This window comes from Longispora urticae (genome assembly GCF_053902585.1).
Map to the genome: position 1 here is coordinate 43,240 of NZ_JAQZSH010000035.1, position 20,945 is coordinate 64,184.

Genomic DNA, 20,945 nt, shown 5'->3' on the forward strand with positions numbered 1-20,945 from the left:
ATCACCGCGGCCGGACGCCCCCGGGGGCCGCGTCCAGCAGTGCCCCGCCCGCCAGCCACTCCGCGCAGAGCTTCGCCAGATGGGCGTGTGCGGGTGCCTTCGGGTGGTAGTAGGCCGTGAACTCGAAGTCGTCCTCGGTGCACGCGCGGAACGACCGGTGGGAGCTGTCCAGGGAACCGCCGAACACGAGGCCGGGATCCAGCCGCGCCATCAACGGCCGGGCCTGCGCCGGGATGTCGGCGGGCAGGATGTCCCACCCGTAGATGTACCCGCGCGGGAAACCGCCCCGCCACAGGTAGGCGTCGAGGGTGAGCCAGTCCGTGAAGAAGTCGACCGTCGCACCCTCGTCACTCCACAGGTCGCGGAAGTACGACACCGAGGCGGCGTGCTTCTCCGGTACCCGCCAGTGGCCGAGCCGGTGCCAGTTCGCCTCGTAGGGCAGGTCCGGGCGGTTGGGCGGGTCCGTACGGCGCTCGACGAAGTGCTCGGCGCGGGTGAGCGCGGTCCACTGGCAGAGGAAGAGCGTCTCCTCCGGGGCGACCCCCCGGGCTCTGACGGCGTCCGCCAGGTGACCGACCGTGGTCCGGACGATCCGCCGGTTCGAGCCGCCGTCACACGCGAGGTTGACCAGGGGCACGCCCATGCCCGCCGCGAGGACGTGCGGCCAGGCCTCCCGTTCCGGGTGCTCCAGTTCCGCGCCGCGGGTGTGGCTGCAGCCGTTGGTGACGATGAGTCGTGGGGTCATCGCGTCACACCACCTTCACTTTCTCCCGGGTACCGAAGGCGAGCGCGTGTTCCCACGTGTTCACCAACGGTTCGCTCCTCGAGTTCAGACTCGTGTTGAGCACCATCGGGCATCCCGTCTTCTCCTCCCACCGCGTGAGGATCTCGTGGAGTACCGCATGCTGCCCGGGTGTGACGGTCTGTACCCTGCTCGTACCGTCGACGTGCGCGATCGCCTGGAAGTCCTCGGGCCGCCGGCACCTCGCCACGAACTGCATGTACGGCGTCGCCGCCACGGGCATCTCGAAGAAGGCGGACGCCCGTTCCTGGGTGATCACCGGAGCGAAGGGCCGGAACCGCTCCCGCCCCTTGATCTCGTTGACCCGGTCCTTCATCCGCAGGGTGCGCGGGTCGGCCAGGATCGACCGGTTGCCCAGCGCCCTCGGGCCGAACTCCGCCCGGCCGTTGGCGACCGCCACCACGCCGTCCCTGCACAGGGTGTCGACCACCTCGTCGGGATCGATGGGCCGGCTGATGTCCGTTCCCAGGTACGGCCCGGGCCAGGAGACGGCCCGGCCCTGCAGGGCGGCCGCCGCGCCGACGCTCGACCCGCCGTCCCCGGGGTTCGGGAAGGTCCAGATGTTCTCGAACAGGCCGGTCTCCGCGATCTTCGCGTTGGCCACGCAGTTCAGCGCCACGCCGCCCATGAAGACGAGGTTGGGGCTGGTGGATCTCGCCCGGGCCCAGCGCACCGCGTTGAGCAGCACCTGTTCGGTCACGGCCTGCACGCTCGCGGCCAGGTCCACCGGTTCGGCCCCCGGCAGCCAGTCGCCGATCCCCCGGTGCACGTTCGTCCGCAGCCGGAAGCCGGGCTCGCCGATGTCGATGAGCTCCTCGCGGATCTGGTCCACGTACCGCGGCTCGCCGAAGGCCGCCATCCCCATCGTGATGTACTCGTCCTCGTTGGGCTTGAAGCCGCACCGCTTCGTGAACGCGCTGTAGAGCAGGCCGAGGCTGTTCGGATAGCGGAGCTCGAAGATCGTCTCCAGCCCGCGCGCGGCGTCGTACCGGGCGATCGTGAAGGTGGCGAACTCGCCGATGGCGTCCGCGACCAGCACGACGGCGTCGGAGAACCCGCTGGTGGCGACACCCGCCATGGCGTGCGACTCGTGGTGGCCGACGTACGTCACGTCCGCCAGCCGCACCGGCAGCCCGAGCGACCTGATGTACCGGCGCGGGATGTCGTCCGTCGCGACCGCGTCCCCCCACTGCCCGGCGCGGAGGTGCCGCAACTTCTTCAGGTAGGGCCGCTCGTACCACGCGACGTTGTCGGGCACCCCGTAGGCGAGTGCTTCCGCGATCAGGTCGCGGTGCAGGAACATGTCGTTCTTCGTCCGCGAGTAGCGCTCCGAATGGGCGGCGAACAACAGTTCACCATTGTCCACCACCGCCAACGACGCGTCATGGGACAATGCGGAAATACCCCAGGTCAGCATGGATTCCTCACTTGTAGAGATGCGGGTCGCGGCCACGCAGGCGCCTGATCTTCCGTTTGAATCTGATGTCGCGCACCATGGTGGACACCTTGCGGACCAACCAGTTCACGTCACGTACCCCTTTTCGTTGTTCGCTCGATTCCCACTGCGGCGCAGTACCCATCTAAATTGATGATCTTCAATCTTTTGGGCAGAGAGGTCCCTTGTCGGGTGCCGCGGACGTCGAGCATCCAGGGACGGCGGCGCGGAACCCGGAACAGGGTGGCCACGCGACAAGGGTGGCGCTGGAATCCGGCCACCACGACGTTCCCGGGCACGGATGTCCATCATGGACACCGCGCACCGGGCAGGCGTCGACGGCGGTCGGGACCAGCGAGAAGCCGCTATCGGGTCAGCGGGTTCCGCAGCCTCGCCTCATCGGCGGGCGCGGACCGTGACCGTGCGGGCGGAAGGTCAGGCGAGCGCGCTCCGGCCTGACGGGAGATGCACGGCGAATTCAGGATTCGCCGACAGCGGGACCACAGCGCCGGGACCCGGCGGATGCGCCCATGAATCTGGAATGGATTTACTTGTCATACAACTCTCCCCATAGCCAAATTGGCCGGACGGCCCCCTGACGGAGCCCGCGCAACCAACCTTTGCTCTTCGAAAAGAGCCCCCGTGTGTACCCGCCAGAAATCCCATGGCGAGGTGCGAGCTTAACCACACCGCTCGACCGCGTTGAAGACTACGTGACCCAAGTCACATACTGGTGGCGCCGGGGCGGCCGCTACCTCCGGGGAACGCCGAACGCCCGGGCCGGCGGGCGGCGACTCGCCACCTGCCGACCCGGGCGCCGAACAACCCGGAGCTCGGGATATCCGCTAGTCCTTGAGGAGCTGGCGGGCCATCACGATCCGCTGGACCTGGTTGGTGCCCTCGTAGATCTGCGTGATCTTGGCGTCGCGCATCATCCGCTCGAGCGGGAAGTCGACGGTGTAGCCGTAGCCCCCCAGCAGCTGCACCGCGTCCGTCGTGATCTCCATGGCCGCGTCCGAGGCGAAGCACTTGGCCGCCGCGCCGAAGAAGGTCAGGTCCGCGTCCCCCCGCTCGGACTTGGCCGCCGCCACGTAGGTCATCTCGCGCGCGGCGGTCAGCTTCATCGCCATGTCCGCGAGCATGAACTGGATGCCCTGGAACTCCGCGATGGCCTTGCCGAACTGCTTGCGCTCCTTGACGTACGCCGCCGCGTGGTCCAGCGCGCCCTGGGCGATCCCCACGGCCTGGGCCGCGATGGTGACCCGGGTGTGGTCGAGGGTGCGCATCGCGGTGCCGAAGCCGGTGCCCTCCTCGCCGATCATCCGGTCGAGCGGGATCCGGACGTTGTCGAAGTAGACCTCGCGGGTCGGGGAGCCCTTGATGCCGAGTTTCTTCTCCGGCGCGCCGAAACTGACCCCCTCGTCGCCCTTTTCGACCACGAAGGCGGAGATGCCCTTCGAACGGGCGGTAGGGTCGGTCACGGCGAACACGGTGTAGTACTCCGACACGCCGGCGTTCGTGATCCACCGCTTCGCCCCGTTGAGCACCCAGTGGTCCCCGTCGCGCACGGCGCGGGTCTTCATGGAGACGGCGTCGCTGCCGGCCTCGGGCTCGGACAGGCAGTAGGAGAACATGGCGTCCCCGGCGGCGACCGGCGTCAGGTACTTCGCCTGGAGCTCCTTCGAACCCGCCAGCAACAGCGGCAGGGTGCCGAGCTTGTTGACGGCCGGGATCAGCGAGGAGGACGCGCAGACCCGGGCGACCTCCTCGATCACGATGGCCGTGGCCAGGGCGTCCGCGCCCGCGCCGCCGAACTCGACGGGAATGTGCGGGGCGTGGAAGTCGCTGGCGCGCAGCGCGTCGTAGGAGGCCTTGGGGAACTCGCTGTTCGCGTCGGCCGAGGCGGCGTGCGGGGCGACCCGCGCGGCGCAGACCTCGCGCACGGCGTCCCGGATCGCCCGGTGCTCCTCGGGAAGTTGGTACACGTCAAAGTCCGCCACCGCGGCTCCTCCTCCTGAACGCCCGTTCAGATCGGGCCCGTCGTATGTGAGGATACTGACGGGTAACCATCAGTGCTAGGCGACTCCCCATCCTCACCGACTATTCTCACCGGGATAGCCAGCCTGCGAAATGGAGAAAAGGCGTGACTGTCCCTTACCTCAGCAGCCCGAGCGTTCCGCCGCAGGCCCAGGTAACACCCCCTTCGGGCGCCCTGCGCCCCCGCCTGACCTTCCTCGGTACGGGTTACCTCGGCGCGACCTACGCCGTCTGCTACGCCGAACTCGGCTACGAGGTGATCGGCTTCGACGTCGACGAGGACAAGATCGCCAAGCTCAGCGACGGCAAGGTGCCGTTCCACGAGCCCGGTCTGGACGAGCTGCTCCGGAAGAACCTGGCCTCGGGCCGGCTGCGCTTCTCCACCAGCTACGAGGAGACCGCCGAGTTCGGTGACGTGCACTTCATCTGCGTCGGCACCCCGCAGCGTGCGGGCGGCCTGGGCGCGGACCTGTCGTACATCGAGTCGGCCGTGACCGGAATCGCCCCGTTCCTGAACCGCAAGGCACTGATCGTCGGTAAGTCGACAGTCCCGGTCGGCACGGCCACCTGGGTCGAGGAGCTGGTCGCGCGGTCCGCGCCGGAGACCTCCGAGGTCGAGGTCGCCTGGAGCCCGGAGTTCCTCCAGGAGGGCTTCGCCGTCGAGGACGTGCTCCGGCCGAACCGGATCGTCGTCGGCGTGAAGACCGAGTGGGCCGACGCGATGCTGTACGCGGCGCACAAGGGCGTCTTCGACCTGGCCGCCACCGAGGACCGCGAGGTGCCGGTGGTCACCACCGACTTCGCGACCGCCGAGCTGGTCAAGGTCGCCGCCAACGCGTTCCTCGCCACCAAGATCTCGTTCATCAACGCGATGGCCGAGGTCTGCGAGGTGTCCGGGGCCGACGTGACCCACCTGGCCCGCGCGATCGGCCACGACCCGCGGATCGGCAACAAGTTCCTCCAGGCCGGTCTCGGCTTCGGCGGCGGCTGCCTGCCCAAGGACATCCGGGCGTTCCAGGCCCGGGCCCAGGAGCTGGGGGCCGGCGAGGCGCTGCGCTTCCTGCACGAGGTCGACCTGATCAACCTGCGCCGCCGGACCCGGGTCGTCGCCCTGGCCGCCGACCTGCTCGGCCGGCCCGCCGGTCCCGCCGGCCCGAACCTGACCGGCCTCAAGGTCGCGGTGCTCGGCGCCACGTTCAAGGCCAACACCGACGACATCCGCGACGCGCCGTCGCTGGCCGTGGCCGCGATGCTGAACAAGACCGGCGCGCGGGTCGTCGTGTTCGACCCGCAGGGCATGGACAACGCGCGCAAGGCCCTCCCGGACGTGGAGTACGCGGAGAACCTGCACGCGGCCGTCACCGACGCCGACCTGGTGTGCGTGCTCACCGAGTGGGCCGAGTTCCGCAACGCCGACCCGGAGAGCCTGGGCGCGCTCGCCGCGAGCCGCAAGGTGATCGACGGGAAGAACTGCCTCGACGCCGCCCAGTGGCGCGCCGCGGGCTGGGACTACCGGGGCATGGGCCGCCCGTAGTCTTCACCCGGAAAGGGGTGTTCCCGTCGCGGGGACACCCCTTTTTTGACGGGTACTACTTGGTGCCGGTGTGCCGGACCTGTCGGGCCAGCCGGGTCACGTCGCGCCGGAGGATGTCGGCCAGCTTCACCGGGTCGGCCCCGGCGATGGCCTTCCGCTCCGCCTCCCCGACGGCCAGCCAGACGTCCTTCATGAACGGGAACGCCGGCATCACCAGCCCCCGGTGGCACTCCTCGATGTACACCCGGACCGGGTCGTCCGCCCGGAAGGTGTCCAGGGCGGAGCGCAGCACCGGTGGGCGGCGTTCCAGGGCCGCCAGGGTGAGCCCGACATCCTCCCGGGCCAGGTACTCCCCCACCAGGTCGGCCGCCAGTGCCTTGTTGGGCGCGGCCTTCGGCACGTACACCCCGTACACCGAGGTGAACGGGCGGGCCGGCGCGCCGTTGGCGAACCCGGGCACCGGGGACGCGCCGATCCGGAGCTGCCGGTCGGAGGGCAGCTCCCGGTTGACCTCGTCCACGTCGTTGAGGCTGCGGGACGCGCAGACCAGGTACGGCGTCCGCCGCTCCACGAACATCCGCATCGCCCGGTCCCGGTCCACGGTGTTGCGCAGCACCTGCTCGCCCTTGTCGCCGAGCGCCCGCAGCCGGGACAGCGCGCCCCGCCAGTCGCCCGGCATCACCTTCGCCGGATCCCAGGAGCCGTCCGGGTGGTGGCCGAACAGGGCCGCGCCGGCGCTGGAGACCAACGGCCACACGTGGTACGGGTCGCCGTCCGGGCCGACCTGCAACGCCAGGGGCACCTCCGAGTTGATGCTCCGGGCGTGCGCGAGGAGTTCCTCCACAGTGGCCGGCGCGTCCGGGGCGAGGTCGGTGTTGCGGAGCAGGACGGCGGTGTCGAAGTCGGTCGGCACCCCGTACAGCACGCCGTTGTGGGTCATCGCCGCCAGCGCCGTGGTCGAGAACCTGCTCCGCTGCTCGCCGGTCAGCACGATCGGCTCGACCAGGCCCCGACCGGCGAGCCGGCCCAGCCAGTCGTGCGGCCCGACCAGCACGTCCGGCGTACTCCCGGCCTTCGCCGCCGCCTCGAACTGCGCGGCCAACTGCTCCACGTTCTCGTCGAACCTGCCGCCCGGCGAGCCGCTCCCGAACCGGACCTCGATGCCGTACATCCCGCTGAAGTCCAGCTCGATCCGCGCCCGGAGCACCTCCACCCGGCGCCGCTCCGCCCACACCGCCAGCTCCGGCTTCAGCCGCTCCAGCCGGCCCTGCTCCCGCAGCCAGAACCGGTCGCGGTCGTCCTTGAACAGCACCCGGACCCGGTAGTCGTCGGACCTGGGCCGGGGCTCGCCGGGCACCAGCCGGTTCAGCGAGGACCGGACCGGCGCGCTGACCCGGGCCCCGCCGGCGACACTCGGCCAGGAGTGCTTCTCCGTCCAGCCGTGCAGGCGGTGGCTGACGGTGACGTTCGGCAGGTAGATCGGCAGCTCGGACGTGTTGCCGACGAACACCCGCGCGCCGACCTCCCCGTCGGAGGACTCCCACCACGCGTGCACCAGGTCGGCCTGCTCGGCGGATTTCGGCGCGGCGGGCGTGCGCCGGAGCTGCACGTACGCGATGAAGGCGGCGATGATGGTGACCAAAAGCCCCAGAAGGGTGAGCACGTCGCCGGACGGCAGTTCGAGGGCCAAAGTCACCGCCTCAAATTAACAAGGGCCCCGTTGTCTCCACCACGCCCGAATGGTGGACGTAATGGTTGCGCCGATAGACGACGATGAACCGGTGAGTACCTATCCCTGCCCAGGTTGCGGCACCGAGGCCGACAGTGTGGCCGGCTGCCCCGGTTGCGGCCGACCCGCCGACCCGCTCGCCGTGGAGTTGACCGAGCTGACGGGCCGGATCCGGGCGCTCGCGGCGACCATCGCCGATCTCCAGGGGCGGCTGGGCGGGGCGGTGGCCGAGCGGAACGCGGCGGTGGAGCGGCATACCCGGCTGTTGCATCAGCTCAAGATCCGACAGTTGGCGGAGCAGCGGGGGGCGCAGGCCTGGGCGCCCGGGGCGTATCCGGTTCCTGGGCCGGGCGGTCAGCCGGGGGCGCTGCCGGTCCCGGGACAGGGTTTGGTTCCGGGTTTGGTTCCGGGTTCGGTTCCGGGCTCCGGCTCCGGCTCCGGCTCCGGCTCCGGGAAGGGTCCGTTCACGGCGCCCGACAGCGTTCCCGCTGCGGATTCCGCTTCCGGCGGCGCAGGTCTCGGCACGGCGGCCGGCACCGGTTTCGGCGAGGTTCCGGTCACCGGGCCGGGCACGGCTCCCGCGTTCGGCACCGGCGGCTATGCCGGCTCCGGCGTCGGCGGTCCCGGGCAGGGGCCGGTCGCCGGCCAGCCCGGCGGCTTCGGGCCGACCGGCCAGCGTGGGCTGCCCGCCGGCCCCGGCCAGTCCGCCTACCCGGGCCGGCCCGGCCAGCCCGGACACCTCGGCCAGCCCGGTTGGCCCGGCGCGCCCGGTGCGCAGCCCGTCGCGCCCGGTGCCGTCAAGGCCGTCTCCGCGCAGAACGTGCTGCTCATCCTCGGCGGTGTCCTGCTCGGCATCGCGGCGATCGTGTTCGTCGTCGTCGCGTGGAGCACGTTCGGGCTGGCCGGGCGGGCGCTGCTGCTCGCCGGGGTCACGGCCCTGTTCCTGATCGCGCCGGTCCCGCTGGCCCGCCGCCAGCTCACCGCCACCGCCGAGACCCTGGCCTCGGTGGGGCTCCTCTTGATACCCCTCGACGGGTACGCGGCCCGGATCGCCGGCTTCACCCCCTGGCCCCCCGCCGGGTACGCGGCCGGGGTGTTCGCCCTGACCGCCTGCGCCGCCGGGGCGTACGCGGCGGCCACCCGGCTCCGCGCGCCCGCCATCGCCACGCTGCTCGCCGTCCAGCCGATCGCGCCGCTCCTCGCCGGTCAGCTGCACGCACCGGCCGCCGGCTGGTCCCTCGCGTTCACGATCACCGCCGCCATCAACCTGGCCGTGGCCTGGCCACTGTTCGGCTCTACCGGGGCACGAAGATCCGGCACGGGAGCCGGGGCCGGCTCGGGAGTCGGAGTCGGCAGGGGAACCGGAGTCGGCACGGGGACCTGGGCCGGGGCCGGCGGAGAGTCCGGTGCCGACACCGGCGCGGGAGCCCGCGTTGGCGCAGGAGCAGAGGCCGCCTCGGGAACGGGAATCGGCACGCATGCCGGAGCTGGCACGGGGGCCGGAGTCGGCACCCGAGCCGGGGCCGGTGGGTTCCCGGTGTTGGTGCGCTGGTTCGCGGCCGGGCTCGGTGGGCTCGCGCTCACCCTGGGCGGCCTGTTCGCGCTGCCGCCGCTGCTGTTCGGGGACACCACCAGCACGCTGCGGGGCGCGGGTGCCGGGCTCGCCGTGGCCGCCGTGCTCGCCGCCGCCGCCGTCGCCGGGCGGGGGGTCGCGCGGGGCGTGTTCGCCGGGCTGGCCACCGCGCCCGTCGTGGTCGTGGCCGCGCGCCTGGTCTGGGTCGGGCTGCCCGACCACCGGCTGATCGGCGTCGTCACCGTCGCCGCGCTCCTGCTGCTCGCGGCCAGTCGGCTGCCCCGGCCGGCGCGCACCGGAGCCCTGGTCGCGACCGGGGTCGGCGCCGGCGCGGCGGGGGCCGCCACGGTCGCCTCAGCGCTGTACGCCGGTGCCGCCGCCATCGTCGGGGTGTGGCCGGTGTGGCGGGGCGCTCCAGGCTCGTACCAGGCAAGAGTCCTTGATCTGGGTACTCTCGACTGGCAGCTGCCGGCCGCGCTCGCGGTGACCACGGCGGCCGTGCTGGTCGTCAGCAGATGGCGCGACACGCTGCTCGTCGGCGGCGCGCTGGTGGCCCTGTGCGCCCCGGCCGTCCTCGGCGCTCCCTACTGGACGGTGCCGGCCGTGACCGGACTCGCGGCGGGCGCCCTCGGCCTGCGCGCGCTCCGCCAGCCGCTGTGGCTGCTCGGCGCGGTACCGCTGGGCCTGCACGCCGTGGCCGTCTGCCTGGGCACGCCGACCGCGACCGCCGCCGGGCTCGCCGGGGTCGTCGTGACCACCGCGGTCGTCGCCGCCCTGGGCTTCAGGACCCCGCTCGTCGGCCCCCTGGCCTGCGGCGTCGCCCTGAGCACCCTGCCCGGGTTCGCCGCCGTCACCGCCCACGCGGCCGGCGGCTCCGACCGGTGGGCGGGCCTCGCGGGCCTGGCCGCCGCGACCCTGGCACTCGGCGGGGCGTTCGCGCTGCGCGGCACCTCCTACGTGCGGGCCGCCGCCATCGCCATCGCGGTCGGCAGCACGGCGGTCACCTTCGCCACGGTGTTCACCGACGAACCCACCACGTTGTACGCCGCCTACGCCGCCGTCCTCAGCGTCGCCGCGAGCCTGCTCCCGCCGGTCCGCAACCCGTGGCTGCTCCTCCGGCCGGCCGTCCCGCTGCTCTGGGCGGCGGGCGGCACCCTGCCCGCGCTGGTCCTGACCCTGTTCGGACCGTGGGCCCAGCTGCGCGAGGTGTGGCAGGGACCGGTGTCACCGGGCAACGGCGTCGGCCCCCGCGACCTGTACGTGCTCGGCGCGGTGGCCGTGGCGACGACCCTGGCCGGGTACGGACTGCTCGGCAGGCGCGCGCTCACCGCCCTTGGGCTGCCGTTGGGCGCTCTGGTGGTCCTGACGGCCCCGGTGGCGCTCGAAACTCCATGGCCGGTCGCGGCGGTGGTCGCCCTCGCGCTGGGCCTCGGGTGCGCGTTGTACGCCGCGCTGCGGGTCGACAGGTTCGACGGCGTGGCGGCGGTCCTGGTCGTCGTCGCGGCACTCGCGACCGGGGCCGGGGCGGCGAGCCTGCTGGCGACCCGGGCCGGGACGTTGGCGGCGCTCGGGGCGCTGCTGGTGGCCGGCGCCGTGGCGGTGCTCGGCGGGCGGTCCGTGGCGGGTCGGGCGGCCGGCTGGGTGATCGGGTCGGTGGCGTTCCTGGCCCTGCTGCCGGTGGCGTGCGCGGCCGCCGACGCCGGGCGGCTGTGGCAGGGGTATGCGCTGCTCGGGGCCGCTGTGGTGCTGTTCGGGGTGGCGGCGTTGGCGGCGCGGCTGTCGTCGGCGACCGGAGTGGTCACGCCGGTCGCGGATCTGGCCGGTGCGGGGGCCGGGGGGCCGTTCGGAGAGCACGGCGCGGTGGCCGGTGGACAGCCGAGCCGTCCGGGCGCGAGCGCCGGCAGCCCGATCGGCGTGGCCGGCGGCCCGGGGTCGGTCGGTGCCGTCCGGTCCGGGCCGGTGGTCCCCGAACTGGCCGTGCTGCCCGAGGCGTTCGGCTGGGCCGGGGCGGTGATCGCCGTGGCCGGCATGCCCACGCTGCGGTCCGCCGCGATCGGGTGCGCCGTCTGGGGGGCCGCGCTCGGCATGGCGGCGCTCCGCCGGGACCGGGGCCGGGCGTACGCGCTGGCCGCCGTGATCAGCGAGACCCTCGCCTGGTGGCTGCTGCTGGGGGCGGCCCGGGTGGGGACGCCGGAGGCGTACACGCTGCCGCCCGCGCTGGCCGTCCTCGGCCTCGGGGTCTGGACCGCCCGCAAGCGCCCGGAACTGCGCAGCTGGATCGGGTACGGCCCCGGACTGCTCGGCGCGCTGCTACCCTCGCTGGCCTGGTCGCTGCCGCCGGACGCCTCGGTGGTCCGCCGGGTCGCGCTGGGGGCCGCCGCCGTGGTCGTCGTCGTGTTCGGCGCCCGGGCCCGGTTGCGCGCGCCGCTGGTGATCGGCGCGGGAACGCTGCTGGTCCTCGCGCTGCACGAGCTGACCCTGATCTGGGGCTGGGCTCCGAAGTGGATCCCGCTCGCGCTGGGCGGGGTGCTGCTGATCGCGTTCGGGGCGACGTACGAGAAGCGGCGGCGGGACCTGCGCAGACTGCGGGAGACGTACACGTCGTTCCGGTGAGCCCGGGTGCGGCGCTCTCTTCGGAGGGTGCCGCACCGGCGGACGGCAATGCGCGATCCAGCCCGCACCGTGCGGCCCCGACCACTACGAGACCGCCCGGCCTGGGCGTGGAAGCCCTCCTCGGCGGGCTGGGCTCGACCGCCCGACCCGCTAGAGCAGGGACTGGCGGAGGGCCGCGTCCTTGCGCTCCACGAGTTCGCGCAGCTCGACCTGGAAGTCCTGCATCTTCTTCAGCAGGGTCGGATCCGCGACGGCCAGGATCCGGACCGCGAGCAGGCCGGCGTTGCGCGCGTTGCCGATCGACACGGTGGCCACCGGGATGCCGGCCGGCATCTGCACGATCGAGAGCAGGGAGTCCATGCCGTCGAGGTGCCGGAGCGGGACGGGTACGCCGATCACCGGCAGCGGGGTCAGCGAAGCGACCATGCCCGGCAGGTGGGCCGCGCCGCCCGCCCCGGCGATGATGACCCGGATGCCCCGGTCGGCGGCCTCGCGGGCGTAGCTGAGCATCTTGTCGGGGGTGCGGTGCGCGGACACTACGGAGACCTCGTAGCCGACGCCGAACTCGTCGAGGGCCTCACCGGCCGCCTTCATCGTGGGCCAGTCGGAGTCGCTGCCCATGATCACGCCAACAGAAGTCACTGTGTCCCCCTATGCCCCGACAGGGCCGTGGTGTTTCGCGGGAGCCAGCGGACCCCGCGCCGTTGCGGATCCACCTGCCCCCTGGTGCTCGTGCGTCTCGCCCCGGACCACGACCCGGTCCGACCCGGTCGCGATGCGGACGGTCAGGTAGGCGTCGCCCAGCGCGGCCCGGCGCTCGCGCGCCCAGCGCACGGCCACGCCGCGGTCCGACCCGGTCGCGACGCGAGCGGTCGGGTAGGCGTAGCCCAGGTCAGGCCAGCGCTCGCGCGCCCCACGCACCGCCACACAGCACTCCGACCCGGTTGCGACCCGGACGGTCGGGTAGGCGTAGCCCAGGTCAGCCCGGCGATCGCGCACCCCACGCACGGCCACGGCACGATCCGGGCCGGCCATGTCGGCGTCGCCCGCGGCCCGGAGCTCGCCGAATCGCGTCCCGGTCGCGCGGGGCGGCATCGGGGCGAGACGTGGGGCGCTCTGGTGTGCGACGGCTGCGGCCGACAGGGGCCGGGATGCCCGGCAGGCCTGTGGTCCACGCGCCGTCGCCGGGCTCATCTGCCCTCTTCCAGCCACTGTGCCGCGCGCCGGGCCCTGGCCCGTACGTCGGCGAGGTCGGAGCCGAGGGCGGTCACGTGTCCGATCTTGCGGCCGGGCCGGACCTTCTTGCCGTACAGGTGGATCTTGACGGCCGGGTCCTCGGCGAACAGGTGGTGGATGCGCTCGTCGACGGAGATCCCGCCGTCGGGGCCGCCGAGCACGTTGGCCATCACGACCCACGGCGCGGTGAGCGTGGTGTCGCCCATCGGGTAGTCGAGGACGGCGCGCAGGTGCTGCTCGAACTGGGAGGTCCGGGCGCCCTCGATGGTCCAGTGCCCGGAGTTGTGCGGTCGCATGGCGAGTTCGTTGACGACGATGCCGGTGGGGGTCTCGAAGAGTTCGACGGCGAGCAGGCCGACGACGCCCAGTTCGGTGGCGATCCGGATCGCGAGCTGCTGGGCCTCCAGGGCCCGTTCGGCGGACAGGTCCGGGGCGGGGGCGATGACCTCCACGCAGATGCCGTCGCGTTGCACGGTCTCCACGACGGGGTACGCGGCGACCTGGCCGAACGGCGAGCGCGCGACCAGCGCGGACAGCTCGCGGACGAGGTCGACCTTCTCCTCGACGATCAGCCGGGTACCCGCCTCGATCATGGGGGCGACCTCGGCGGGGTCGGAGACGACGAAGACGCCGCGGCCGTCGTACCCCCCTCGTGCGGTTTTCACGATCACGGTCTCGCCCTGGGCGAAATCGGTCAGGTCGGACAGCGTGGCCACGGGTGCCCACAGCGGGATCGGCGCGCCCAGGGCGGTGAGCTGCTCGCGCATCACCTGCTTGTCCTGGGCGGCGATCAGCGCGTCGGCCCCGGGGAAGACCTTCACGCCCTCGGCGGCCAGCGTCCGGATGTACTCCGTGGGCACGTGCTCGTGGTCGAACGTCACCACGTCGCAGCCCTTGGCGAACCGGCGCAGGGCGTCGAGGTCGGTGTGCTGGCCGATCTCCGTGTCGGGGGCGACGAGCGCGGCCCCGTCGTCGGGTGCGGCCGCCAGCACCTTGAGTGACTGACCAAGGGCGATCGCCGCCTGGTGGGTCATGCGGGCCAACTGGCCACCGCCCACCATGCCGACCACGGGGAGTCCTGTTCGCGCGTCCATCGCTGCTCAGCGTAGGCGGTGGCCGTTCGGGGGACGTTCGGTGGGGCACCCGGACGGCCGTGTCGACATTTGGGACTAATTAGACAGAGGCATATCCCGTAGTCCCAGTGTCGCGTTGTGTGGTCGGACCCCGAGCCGAAAGTTAACCATGACTGTCGATACTCCGGTCAGCGACGCGGAACTCATCGTCGCGGCCCGCAAGGGTGACGCCGCCGCCTACAGCAACCTCTACAGCCGCCACGTGGGAGCCGCCCGCAGGCTCGCCCGGGTACTCGTCCGGGACACCGCCGACGCCGAGGACCTCGTCGCCGAGGCGTTCGCGAAGGTGCTCGCCGCGCTGCGCCGGGGCGGTGGCCCCAAGGACGCGTTCCGGGCGTACCTGCTGACCAGCCTCCGGCACGTCTGCTACGACCGCGCCCGTCGGGACAAGAAACTGCTCCTCACCGACGATATGGCCGTCATCGACCACGGTGAGACGTTCGAGGACCCGGTGGTGACCCGGGCCGAGCAGACGTACGCCGCCCGGGCCTTCGCCAAGCTGCCCGAACGCTGGCGGATGGTCCTCTGGCACACCGAGGTCGAGGGCGAGTCCCCCGCCCAGGTCGCCCCGCTGCTCGGGCTCACCCCCAACGGGGTGTCCGCGCTGGCGTACCGGGCCCGGGAGCGGCTCAAGCAGATCTACCTGCAGGAACACTTAGCCGAGAGCCCGACCGAGTGCCACTGGACGGCGGAGCGGCTCGGCGCGTACGTGCGCGGCGGGCTGGCCGGCCGCGACTCCGACAAGGTGCAGCGGCACCTGGGCGGGTGCGCCGGTTGCAAGCTCCGGCACGTCGAACTCATGGAGATCAACTCCAGCATCCGGGTCGTCATCGGGCCCGTGGTGCTGGGCGGGGCGACGGTCGGGTATCTGGGACTCAGCGCCGGCGGTACCAAGATCATGGTCGGGGGTTGGATCGCCGCGCACTGGCTCGCCCTGGTCGGCTGGGTGCGCCGGCTCGGGACCCGCAACGTGGCCATCGGCGGCGGGGCGACGGCCGTGGTGGCCGCCGTGCTGGCGCTGATCCTGGTCTCCGGCGACCAGAAGCCGCCGCCGGACGCGGCCCTCGCGCCGACCGTGCCGCAGCCCGTGGTGGTGCCGCCCGGGCCGGTGGTCGTGCCGCCGCCGCCCGTGGAGCCGCCCCCGCCGGTCGAGTCGGCCCCCACGCCGCGCCCGACCCCGCCCGCCCCGGCCCCCGCGCCGGTTCCGGTGCCCGGGGACTTCGAGGTGGCCCCCGCGCTGGACGGCGGCGGGTTGTCGGCCGGTGGGCCGGGCGAGCTGCCGGTCACGGTCCGGGACCCTCGGCCGGCGGGCGTCGCGGCCCGGTCGATCAACATGGACATCCGGGACGTCACGGAACCCCGCGCGGAGTCGGCGCCGGTCACCGAGGCCGCCGCGGCGCGCCAGCTGCGCCCCGCGCCGGCCCGCGCCCTCATCCCCACCGAACCGGGCAGCGGTTCCGGCCCCGCCGCAGCGCCCCCCATCGAGAACGCCGACGCCACCCCGGCACCGACCGCCACCCCCGTCGTCCTCACCCTCGACCTGCCACCGCAGTTCACCCTCACCGCCCCCGACGCCGGCGAGGGCTGGACCTGCGCGAAAACCACGGCCATCACGTGTACCAGGCCCCCACTGGCCCCCGGCGCGTCCAGCACGGCCCGGGTCAAGCTCACCGTCACCGCCGACGCCTCGGGCTTCTACCCGGTCAAACTGTCGGTGACCGGCCTCGGCCTGCGCGGCCAGGCCGACGTCCGGGTCGCGGTCGCCCCCACGGGCACCCGGGTCGGGTACGCGGTCGCGGGCACCCCGTCCGCCGTCGCCCTGGCCGGCAACACGCTGCTGTCCTGCACCCCGCGCCCGTGGTGCCGGACGACGGCCGAGGACAACCAGGACGCCGTGATGGCCCCGTACCGGGCACCCGGCGCGCCCGGCGGCCCCGAGCAGGGTTCCAGCGGGGCCCGGCTGACCATCCCGGCGGGCGCGAAGATCCGCTGGGCGGGCCTGTACTGGGCCACCTCCCAACGCGCCGCCCCCTACTCGGTCCAGCTGAACGGCAGCACGGTCACCGCCGACGGCCGGAGCACCGTGCAGAACGGGTCCCGCAAGCTCGGCCAGGCGTACGCGGAGGTCACCGACCTGGTGCGCGCCGGAACCGTCTGGGTGTCGGCGAGCGGCCTGCCCACCGGCGTCGGCGAGTACGCCGGCTGGGGCCTCGCCGTGGTCTACGAGTCGCCCGGCCCGCTCCGCGACGTCGCCGTCTACCAGGGCCCGACGGCCCTGCGGCACGGCCCACTGAGCGTCCGGGTGGCCGGTACCAGGGTCAGCGCGGACCTGCTGCTCTGGGACGGCGACGCCCCGCTGGAGGAGGACACCCTGGCCCTCGGCCGGACACTGCTCGCCGACAACGTGGGCCACAGCCGCTCCGCGACCGCATTGGAGGGGTACGACTGGCGCACCTACGGCGTGGACGCGGCGCACTTCGAGACCGGTCTGTCCGGCGCGTCCGTTCTCGCCCTGCGGCCAGGGGAGGACCCGATGGAGCTCGGACTGCTGGCGGTGAGCGTCAACCGGTAGAATCCCAACGATGTCGACCGAGTTGACGTCCACCCCGCCACGGAACTTCGTGCTGCGACTCTATGACCGGTTCGCCGGGCTCGTGCGCGAGCTGGGCAAGTTCGGGGTCGTGGGCGGGATCACGTTCGTCGTCGACTCCGGGATCTACGCCGCGGGCCTCGCGCTCGGCTGGAACACCTACGCCGCCAAGACCCTGGCCGTGGCCGTCGCCGCGACCCTGGCCTTCCTCGGCAACCGGTTCTGGACCTGGCGGGACCGGCCGAAGTCGGGCCTGCACCGGGAGTACCTGCTGTACTTCCTGTTCAACGCGATCGGCCTCGGCATCGCGCTGGGCTGCCTGTGGCTGAGCCACTCGGCGCTCGGTTCGGTGTGGCCGAGCGTGTTCGACACCGAGATCGCGGACTTCATCGCGGCGAACGTGTTCGGCCTGGTCCTGGGCACGATGTTCCGGTTCTACGCGTACCGCCGCTGGGTGTTCGCCGCAGCGGAGTAGCCGCCCCATTTTGGTGACGCAGGACATTTATTCGACTGCGGAGAGTATCCTCACAAAGCTCCCAGGTCCGGGTCACTGCCGCACTTTGTTCGTACCCCGTATGGTTGGTCGGTGCGTCCTATCCTCAAGCTGGTTCCCGAACGCTGGCACGGCCTCGCCCGCGAGGTCGCCAAGTTCGGTGTCGTCGGTGTCATCAACACGATCGTCAGCTTCGGCGTGGCGAACCTGCTGCTGCACACCGTGTTCCAGCACGGCGAGGTCAAGGCCGCCACGGCCGGCTCCCTGATCGCCACGGTCTTCGCGTACCTGATGAACAGGTTCTGGACCTACCGGCACCGCCCGAGCGGCTCGCTCCGCCGGGAGTACGCGCTGTTCTTCTTCTTCAACGCGGTCGGCATGGGCATCACGGCCCTGGTCACCTGGATCACGAAGTACCCGCTGGGCCTCGACGGCGTCGCCGCGTTCAACGCCGCGCAGGTCGTCGGCCTGGTGCTGAGCACCATGTTCCGGTTCTGGGCCTACCGGACGTTCGTGTTCCGGCAGGCCCCGGTCGTGCCCGAGCCCGAGCTGGCCTCGCGCTAGAGCCGCTGACCCGGGGCCGACCCGCGGCCCCGGCGCTCAGATCCCGTCGTCGTCGGTCGTGCGCCGGTCGTGATCGTCCTCCACCAGCTGGTACAGCGTGCTCTGCACCTGCTCCACGCTGGGGATCTCCTTCAGGGTCACCTGGCCGTTCTCGCCGGCCGACTCCACCACGAGCGTCCCGCAGCCGAGGATGCGCTCCAGCACGTTGTGCGAGAACGACACGTCGTTGATCCGGCTGAGCGGCACATCGCGGCCGTGCCGGGACAGGATGCCGTCGCGCAGCAGCACCCGGTGGGTGGTGAACACGTAGTGCGTGGTCCGCCAGCGCAGGAACGGCACCAGCACCCAGACCAGCAGCGCGATCAGGCCGAAGGCCGCGAGCACCATCAGGATGACGTGCGCCCAGCTCTCGTCGGGCAACGCGACCGCGGCGAACGCGAGGGCACCCACGACCAGCAGGAACACCAACCCGGGCCGGACCATGGTCTTCCAGTGCGGGTGCAGGTGGACGACGACCTGCTCATCGTCGGCGAGAACCTCATCGGGGAACGCCACCGCCAGCCTCCTGAATGGTGATGTCGCGGCGTGGACGCGCTGAGTCTAGGTCCTGACGTGCACCACGTCACCCGCCGCGACGGGGATCCGTCCGCCGTCGTGCTCCAGTACCAGTCGGCCGTCTCTGTCGATCTCGGCGGCGGTGCCGGTGAGGGACCTCCCGCCGGGAAGCTCGGCCCGCACGGTCTGCCCCAGGGTCACACACTTTTCCGAGTACTCCGCGAGCAGCCGGCTGGCCACCGGATCCCCACCGGCGTCGTTCCAGGCCGTGTACCGGGTCTCGAAGGCCCGCAGCAGCGCCTTCACCAGCGGCCCCCGGTCGGTGAGCGGCGCGCCCGCCAGGACGAGCGAGGTGGCGTCGGGCCGGGGCAGCTCGTCGGCGCGGAGGGACACGTTGAGCCCGATACCGATCACGACGCCCCCGTCGACGACCTCGGCGAGGATGCCCGCGCACTTGCGGCCCTCGATCAGCAGGTCGTTGGGCCACTTCAGGCCGCCGACGCCGACCGCCTCGACCAGGGCGACGCCCGCGAGCAGGGGCAGCCAGCTGTAGCGGGCCATGGGGGCCGTCGGCCGGACCAGCAGGCTCAGCGCGATCCCGGCCCGGGCCGGGGACTCCCACTGCCGGTCGAGCCGGCCGCGACCCGCCGTCTGCCGCTCGGCGATCAGCACGGTGCCCTCGGGGGCCCCGGCGCGCGCCCGGTCGGCGAGGTCCGCGTTGGTGGAGCCCGTTTCGTGGAGTACCTCGATGTTCGTCCAGATCGATCCCGGGCGCAGGAGTGACCGAACTAACTCCGTTTGCCGCAAAGGCGGCCGGTCCAACTCCTTGTATTCACTCACAGGTAACAGCCTAGGATCAGCAGCGTGACCGATGCGCCCGACCGCCACACGACCGCCGGCAAGATCGCCGACCTGCTGCACAAGTACGACGAGGCCGTGCACTCCGGCTCCGCCCGTGCCGTGGAGAAGCAGCACGCCCGCGGCAAGAAGACCGCCCGCGAGCGCGTCGACGCCCTGCTGGACAAGGACTCCTTCACGGAGCTGGACGAGTTCGCCCGGCACCGGTCGACGAACTTCGGCCAGGAGAAGAACCGGCCCTACGGCGACGGCGTCGTCACCGGCTACGGCACGGTCGACGGCCGCCCGGTCTGCGTGTTCGCCCAGGACTTCACGGTCTTCGGTGGCTCCCTCGGCGAGGTGTTCGGCGAAAAGATCGTCAAGGTGATGGACCTGGCGATGAAGACCGGCTGCCCCGTGATCGGCATCAACGACTCCGGCGGCGCCCGGATCCAGGAGGGCGTCGCCTCCCTGGGCCTGTACGGCGAGATCTTCTTCCGCAACGTCCGCGCTTCGGGCGTCATCCCGCAGATCTCCCTGATCATGGGCCCGTGCGCGGGCGGCGCGGTGTACTCGCCCGCGATCACCGACTTCACGGTCATGGTCGACCAGACCTCGCACATGTTCATCACCGGCCCCGACGTGATCAAGACGGTCACCGGCGAGGACGTGGGCATGGAGGAACTGGGCGGGGCCCGCGCGCACAACACCAAGTCGGGCGTCGCGCACTACCTGGCCACCGACGAGGACGACGCCGTCGAGTACGTCAAGACGCTGCTGTCCTACCTCCCGTCGAACAACCTGGACCCGGCCCCGGTGTTCGACGCGCCGGCCGTCCTGGACGTCACGGACGAGGACCGCGCGCTCGACACGCTGATCCCGGACTCGGCCAACCAGCCGTACGACATGCACAAGGTCATCGAGGCCGTGCTGGACGACGGCGAGTTCTGCGAGGTCCAGCCGCTGTTCGCGCCGAACATCCTGATCGGCTTCGGCCGGATCGAGGGCGCCCCCGTCGGCGTCGTCGCCAACCAGCCGATGCACTTCGCCGGCTGCCTGGACATCGACGCCTCCGAGAAGGCCGCGCGCTTCGTGCGCACGTGCGACGCGTTCAACATCCCGGTACTCACCTTTGTGGACGTTCCGGGTTTCCTGCCCGGCACCGGCCAGGAGTGGGACGGCATCATCCGGCGCGGCGCGAAGCTCATCTACGCGTACGGCGAGGCCACGGTCCCGAAGCTCACGGTCATCACCCGCAAGGCCTACGGCGGCGCGTACGACGTCATGGGCTCCAAGCACCTCGGCGCCGACCTGAACTTCGCCTGGCCCACCGCCCAGATCGCGGTCATGGGCGCCCAGGGCGCGGTCAACATCCTCTACCGGCGCGAGCTGGCGGCGGCCGAGGACCCGGAGGCGGCGCGCGCCCAGTTCATCGCGGACTACGAGGAGACGCTGGCGAACCCGTACGTGGCGGCCGAGCGCGGCTACATCGACTCGGTGATCCCGCCGTCGTCGACCCGGGTGCAGCTGGTGAAGGCGCTGCGGACCCTGCGCGGTAAGCGGGAGACGCTGCCGCCGAAGAAGCACGGGAACATCCCGCTGTGACCGGGACCGGAGCCACTCCCGGGGTCGGCGCCCCGGCCATCACCGTGTCGGGGAATCCGTCCCCGGAGGAGCTGGCCGCCCTGGTCGCGGTGCTGTCCGCCCGCCCGGCCGCCACGGCGGAGCCGGCCCCGACCGGGTTCACCCCGTGGCGGGCGAGCGCCCTGCCCGCGCCGCAGAAGGGTTGGCGCTCCAGCGCCCTGCCGCGCTGA

At 72.3% G+C, this 20,945-nt stretch carries 16 protein-coding genes; 7 read left to right on the forward strand and 9 right to left on the reverse strand.

From position 1 onward, the window contains the following. Position 1 precedes the first annotated feature (1 nt). The 3 genes from PT931_RS22735 to PT931_RS22745 all read right to left on the reverse strand — a co-directional run bounded on the left by PT931_RS22735 (position 2) and on the right by PT931_RS22745 (position 4,237). A complete protein-coding gene (locus PT931_RS22735; protein ID WP_456247783.1) occupies positions 2–745 on the reverse strand; it encodes a DUF6071 family protein in 744 nt (247 codons plus the stop codon). A 4-nt stretch (positions 746–749) separates the two neighbouring features. After that, on the reverse strand, positions 750–2,150 hold the full coding sequence (locus PT931_RS22740) for a carbamoyltransferase family protein (RefSeq protein WP_456247784.1): 1,401 nt from the start codon (positions 2,148–2,150) through the stop codon (positions 750–752). Positions 2,151–3,082: 932 nt separating this feature from the next. Further along, on the reverse strand, positions 3,083–4,237 hold the full coding sequence (locus tag PT931_RS22745) for an acyl-CoA dehydrogenase family protein (RefSeq protein ID WP_456247785.1): 1,155 nt from the start codon (positions 4,235–4,237) through the stop codon (positions 3,083–3,085). A 224-nt stretch (positions 4,238–4,461) separates the two neighbouring features. Between PT931_RS22745 and PT931_RS22750 the strand changes: the two genes are divergently transcribed. Beyond that, positions 4,462–5,808 carry a UDP-glucose dehydrogenase family protein gene (locus tag PT931_RS22750; protein WP_456248188.1) on the forward strand — a complete coding sequence of 449 codons (1,347 nt, stop codon included), beginning with the start codon at positions 4,462–4,464 and terminating at the stop codon, positions 5,806–5,808. A 55-nt stretch (positions 5,809–5,863) separates the two neighbouring features. Here the strand turns inward: PT931_RS22750 and PT931_RS22755 are convergent, their stop codons facing one another. After that, positions 5,864–7,504 carry a sugar ABC transporter substrate-binding protein gene (locus tag PT931_RS22755; protein ID WP_456247786.1) on the reverse strand — a complete coding sequence of 547 codons (1,641 nt, stop codon included), beginning with the start codon at positions 7,502–7,504 and terminating at the stop codon, positions 5,864–5,866. An 85-nt stretch (positions 7,505–7,589) separates the two neighbouring features. Here PT931_RS22755 and PT931_RS22760 point away from each other — a divergent pair, with 85 nt between their 5' ends. Beyond that, positions 7,590–11,723: an SCO7613 C-terminal domain-containing membrane protein gene (locus tag PT931_RS22760; RefSeq protein WP_456247787.1), complete on the forward strand. Its 4,134-nt coding sequence runs from the start codon at positions 7,590–7,592 to the stop codon at positions 11,721–11,723. A gap of 150 nt (positions 11,724–11,873) precedes the next feature. Here the strand turns inward: PT931_RS22760 and purE are convergent, their stop codons facing one another. The 3 genes from purE to PT931_RS22775 form a co-directional block, all read right to left on the reverse strand. Further along, entirely contained in the window at positions 11,874–12,365 is a 492-nt protein-coding gene (gene purE / locus PT931_RS22765; protein WP_363730862.1) for a 5-(carboxyamino)imidazole ribonucleotide mutase, read from the reverse strand. 9 nt (positions 12,366–12,374) lie between these two features. Continuing rightward, positions 12,375–12,650 carry a hypothetical protein gene (locus PT931_RS22770; protein WP_456247788.1) on the reverse strand — a complete coding sequence of 92 codons (276 nt, stop codon included), beginning with the start codon at positions 12,648–12,650 and terminating at the stop codon, positions 12,375–12,377. Positions 12,651–12,913: 263 nt separating this feature from the next. Then, positions 12,914–14,053, reverse strand: coding sequence for a 5-(carboxyamino)imidazole ribonucleotide synthase (locus tag PT931_RS22775; protein ID WP_456247789.1), 1,140 nt, complete (start codon positions 14,051–14,053; stop codon positions 12,914–12,916). 148 nt (positions 14,054–14,201) lie between these two features. Between PT931_RS22775 and PT931_RS22780 the strand changes: the two genes are divergently transcribed. The 3 genes from PT931_RS22780 to PT931_RS22790 all read left to right on the forward strand — a co-directional run bounded on the left by PT931_RS22780 (position 14,202) and on the right by PT931_RS22790 (position 17,739). Further along, a complete protein-coding gene (locus PT931_RS22780; RefSeq protein ID WP_456247790.1) occupies positions 14,202–16,664 on the forward strand; it encodes a sigma-70 family RNA polymerase sigma factor in 2,463 nt (820 codons plus the stop codon). 10 nt (positions 16,665–16,674) lie between these two features. Further along, entirely contained in the window at positions 16,675–17,157 is a 483-nt protein-coding gene (locus PT931_RS22785) for a GtrA family protein (RefSeq protein WP_456247791.1), read from the forward strand. 111 nt (positions 17,158–17,268) lie between these two features. Further along, positions 17,269–17,739, forward strand: a complete 471-nt coding sequence (locus tag PT931_RS22790) for a GtrA family protein (protein ID WP_363730853.1) — start codon at positions 17,269–17,271, stop codon at positions 17,737–17,739. A 36-nt stretch (positions 17,740–17,775) separates the two neighbouring features. Here PT931_RS22790 and PT931_RS22795 read toward each other — a convergent pair whose 3' ends face one another. Together PT931_RS22795 and PT931_RS22800 are read right to left on the reverse strand one after the other, a co-directional pair. Then, a complete protein-coding gene (locus PT931_RS22795; RefSeq protein ID WP_456247792.1) occupies positions 17,776–18,294 on the reverse strand; it encodes a PH domain-containing protein in 519 nt (172 codons plus the stop codon). Between the two features lie 45 nt (positions 18,295–18,339). Continuing rightward, on the reverse strand, positions 18,340–19,143 hold the full coding sequence (locus tag PT931_RS22800) for a biotin--[acetyl-CoA-carboxylase] ligase (protein ID WP_456248189.1): 804 nt from the start codon (positions 19,141–19,143) through the stop codon (positions 18,340–18,342). Between the two features lie 15 nt (positions 19,144–19,158). Between PT931_RS22800 and PT931_RS22805 the strand changes: the two genes are divergently transcribed. Both PT931_RS22805 and PT931_RS22810 read left to right on the forward strand, forming a co-directional pair. Further along, positions 19,159–20,736: an acyl-CoA carboxylase subunit beta gene (locus PT931_RS22805; protein ID WP_456247793.1), complete on the forward strand. Its 1,578-nt coding sequence runs from the start codon at positions 19,159–19,161 to the stop codon at positions 20,734–20,736. After that, positions 20,733–20,945, forward strand: a complete 213-nt coding sequence (locus tag PT931_RS22810) for an acyl-CoA carboxylase subunit epsilon (protein ID WP_456247794.1) — start codon at positions 20,733–20,735, stop codon at positions 20,943–20,945. The genes PT931_RS22805 and PT931_RS22810 overlap by 4 nt, the downstream gene beginning before the upstream one ends.

Bases quoted from the DNA above. Each gene is read 5' to 3' on its own strand.
- PT931_RS22775 (WP_456247789.1), bottom strand. From the start codon at position 14,053: ATGGACGCGCGAACAGGACTCCCCGTGGTCGGCATGGTGGGCGGTGGC.
- PT931_RS22785 (WP_456247791.1), top strand. From the start codon at position 16,675: ATGTCGACCGAGTTGACGTCCACCCCGCCACGGAACTTCGTGCTGCGA.
- PT931_RS22735 (WP_456247783.1), bottom strand. From the start codon at position 745: ATGACCCCACGACTCATCGTCACCAACGGCTGCAGCCACACCCGCGGC.
- PT931_RS22780 (WP_456247790.1), top strand. From the start codon at position 14,202: ATGACTGTCGATACTCCGGTCAGCGACGCGGAACTCATCGTCGCGGCC.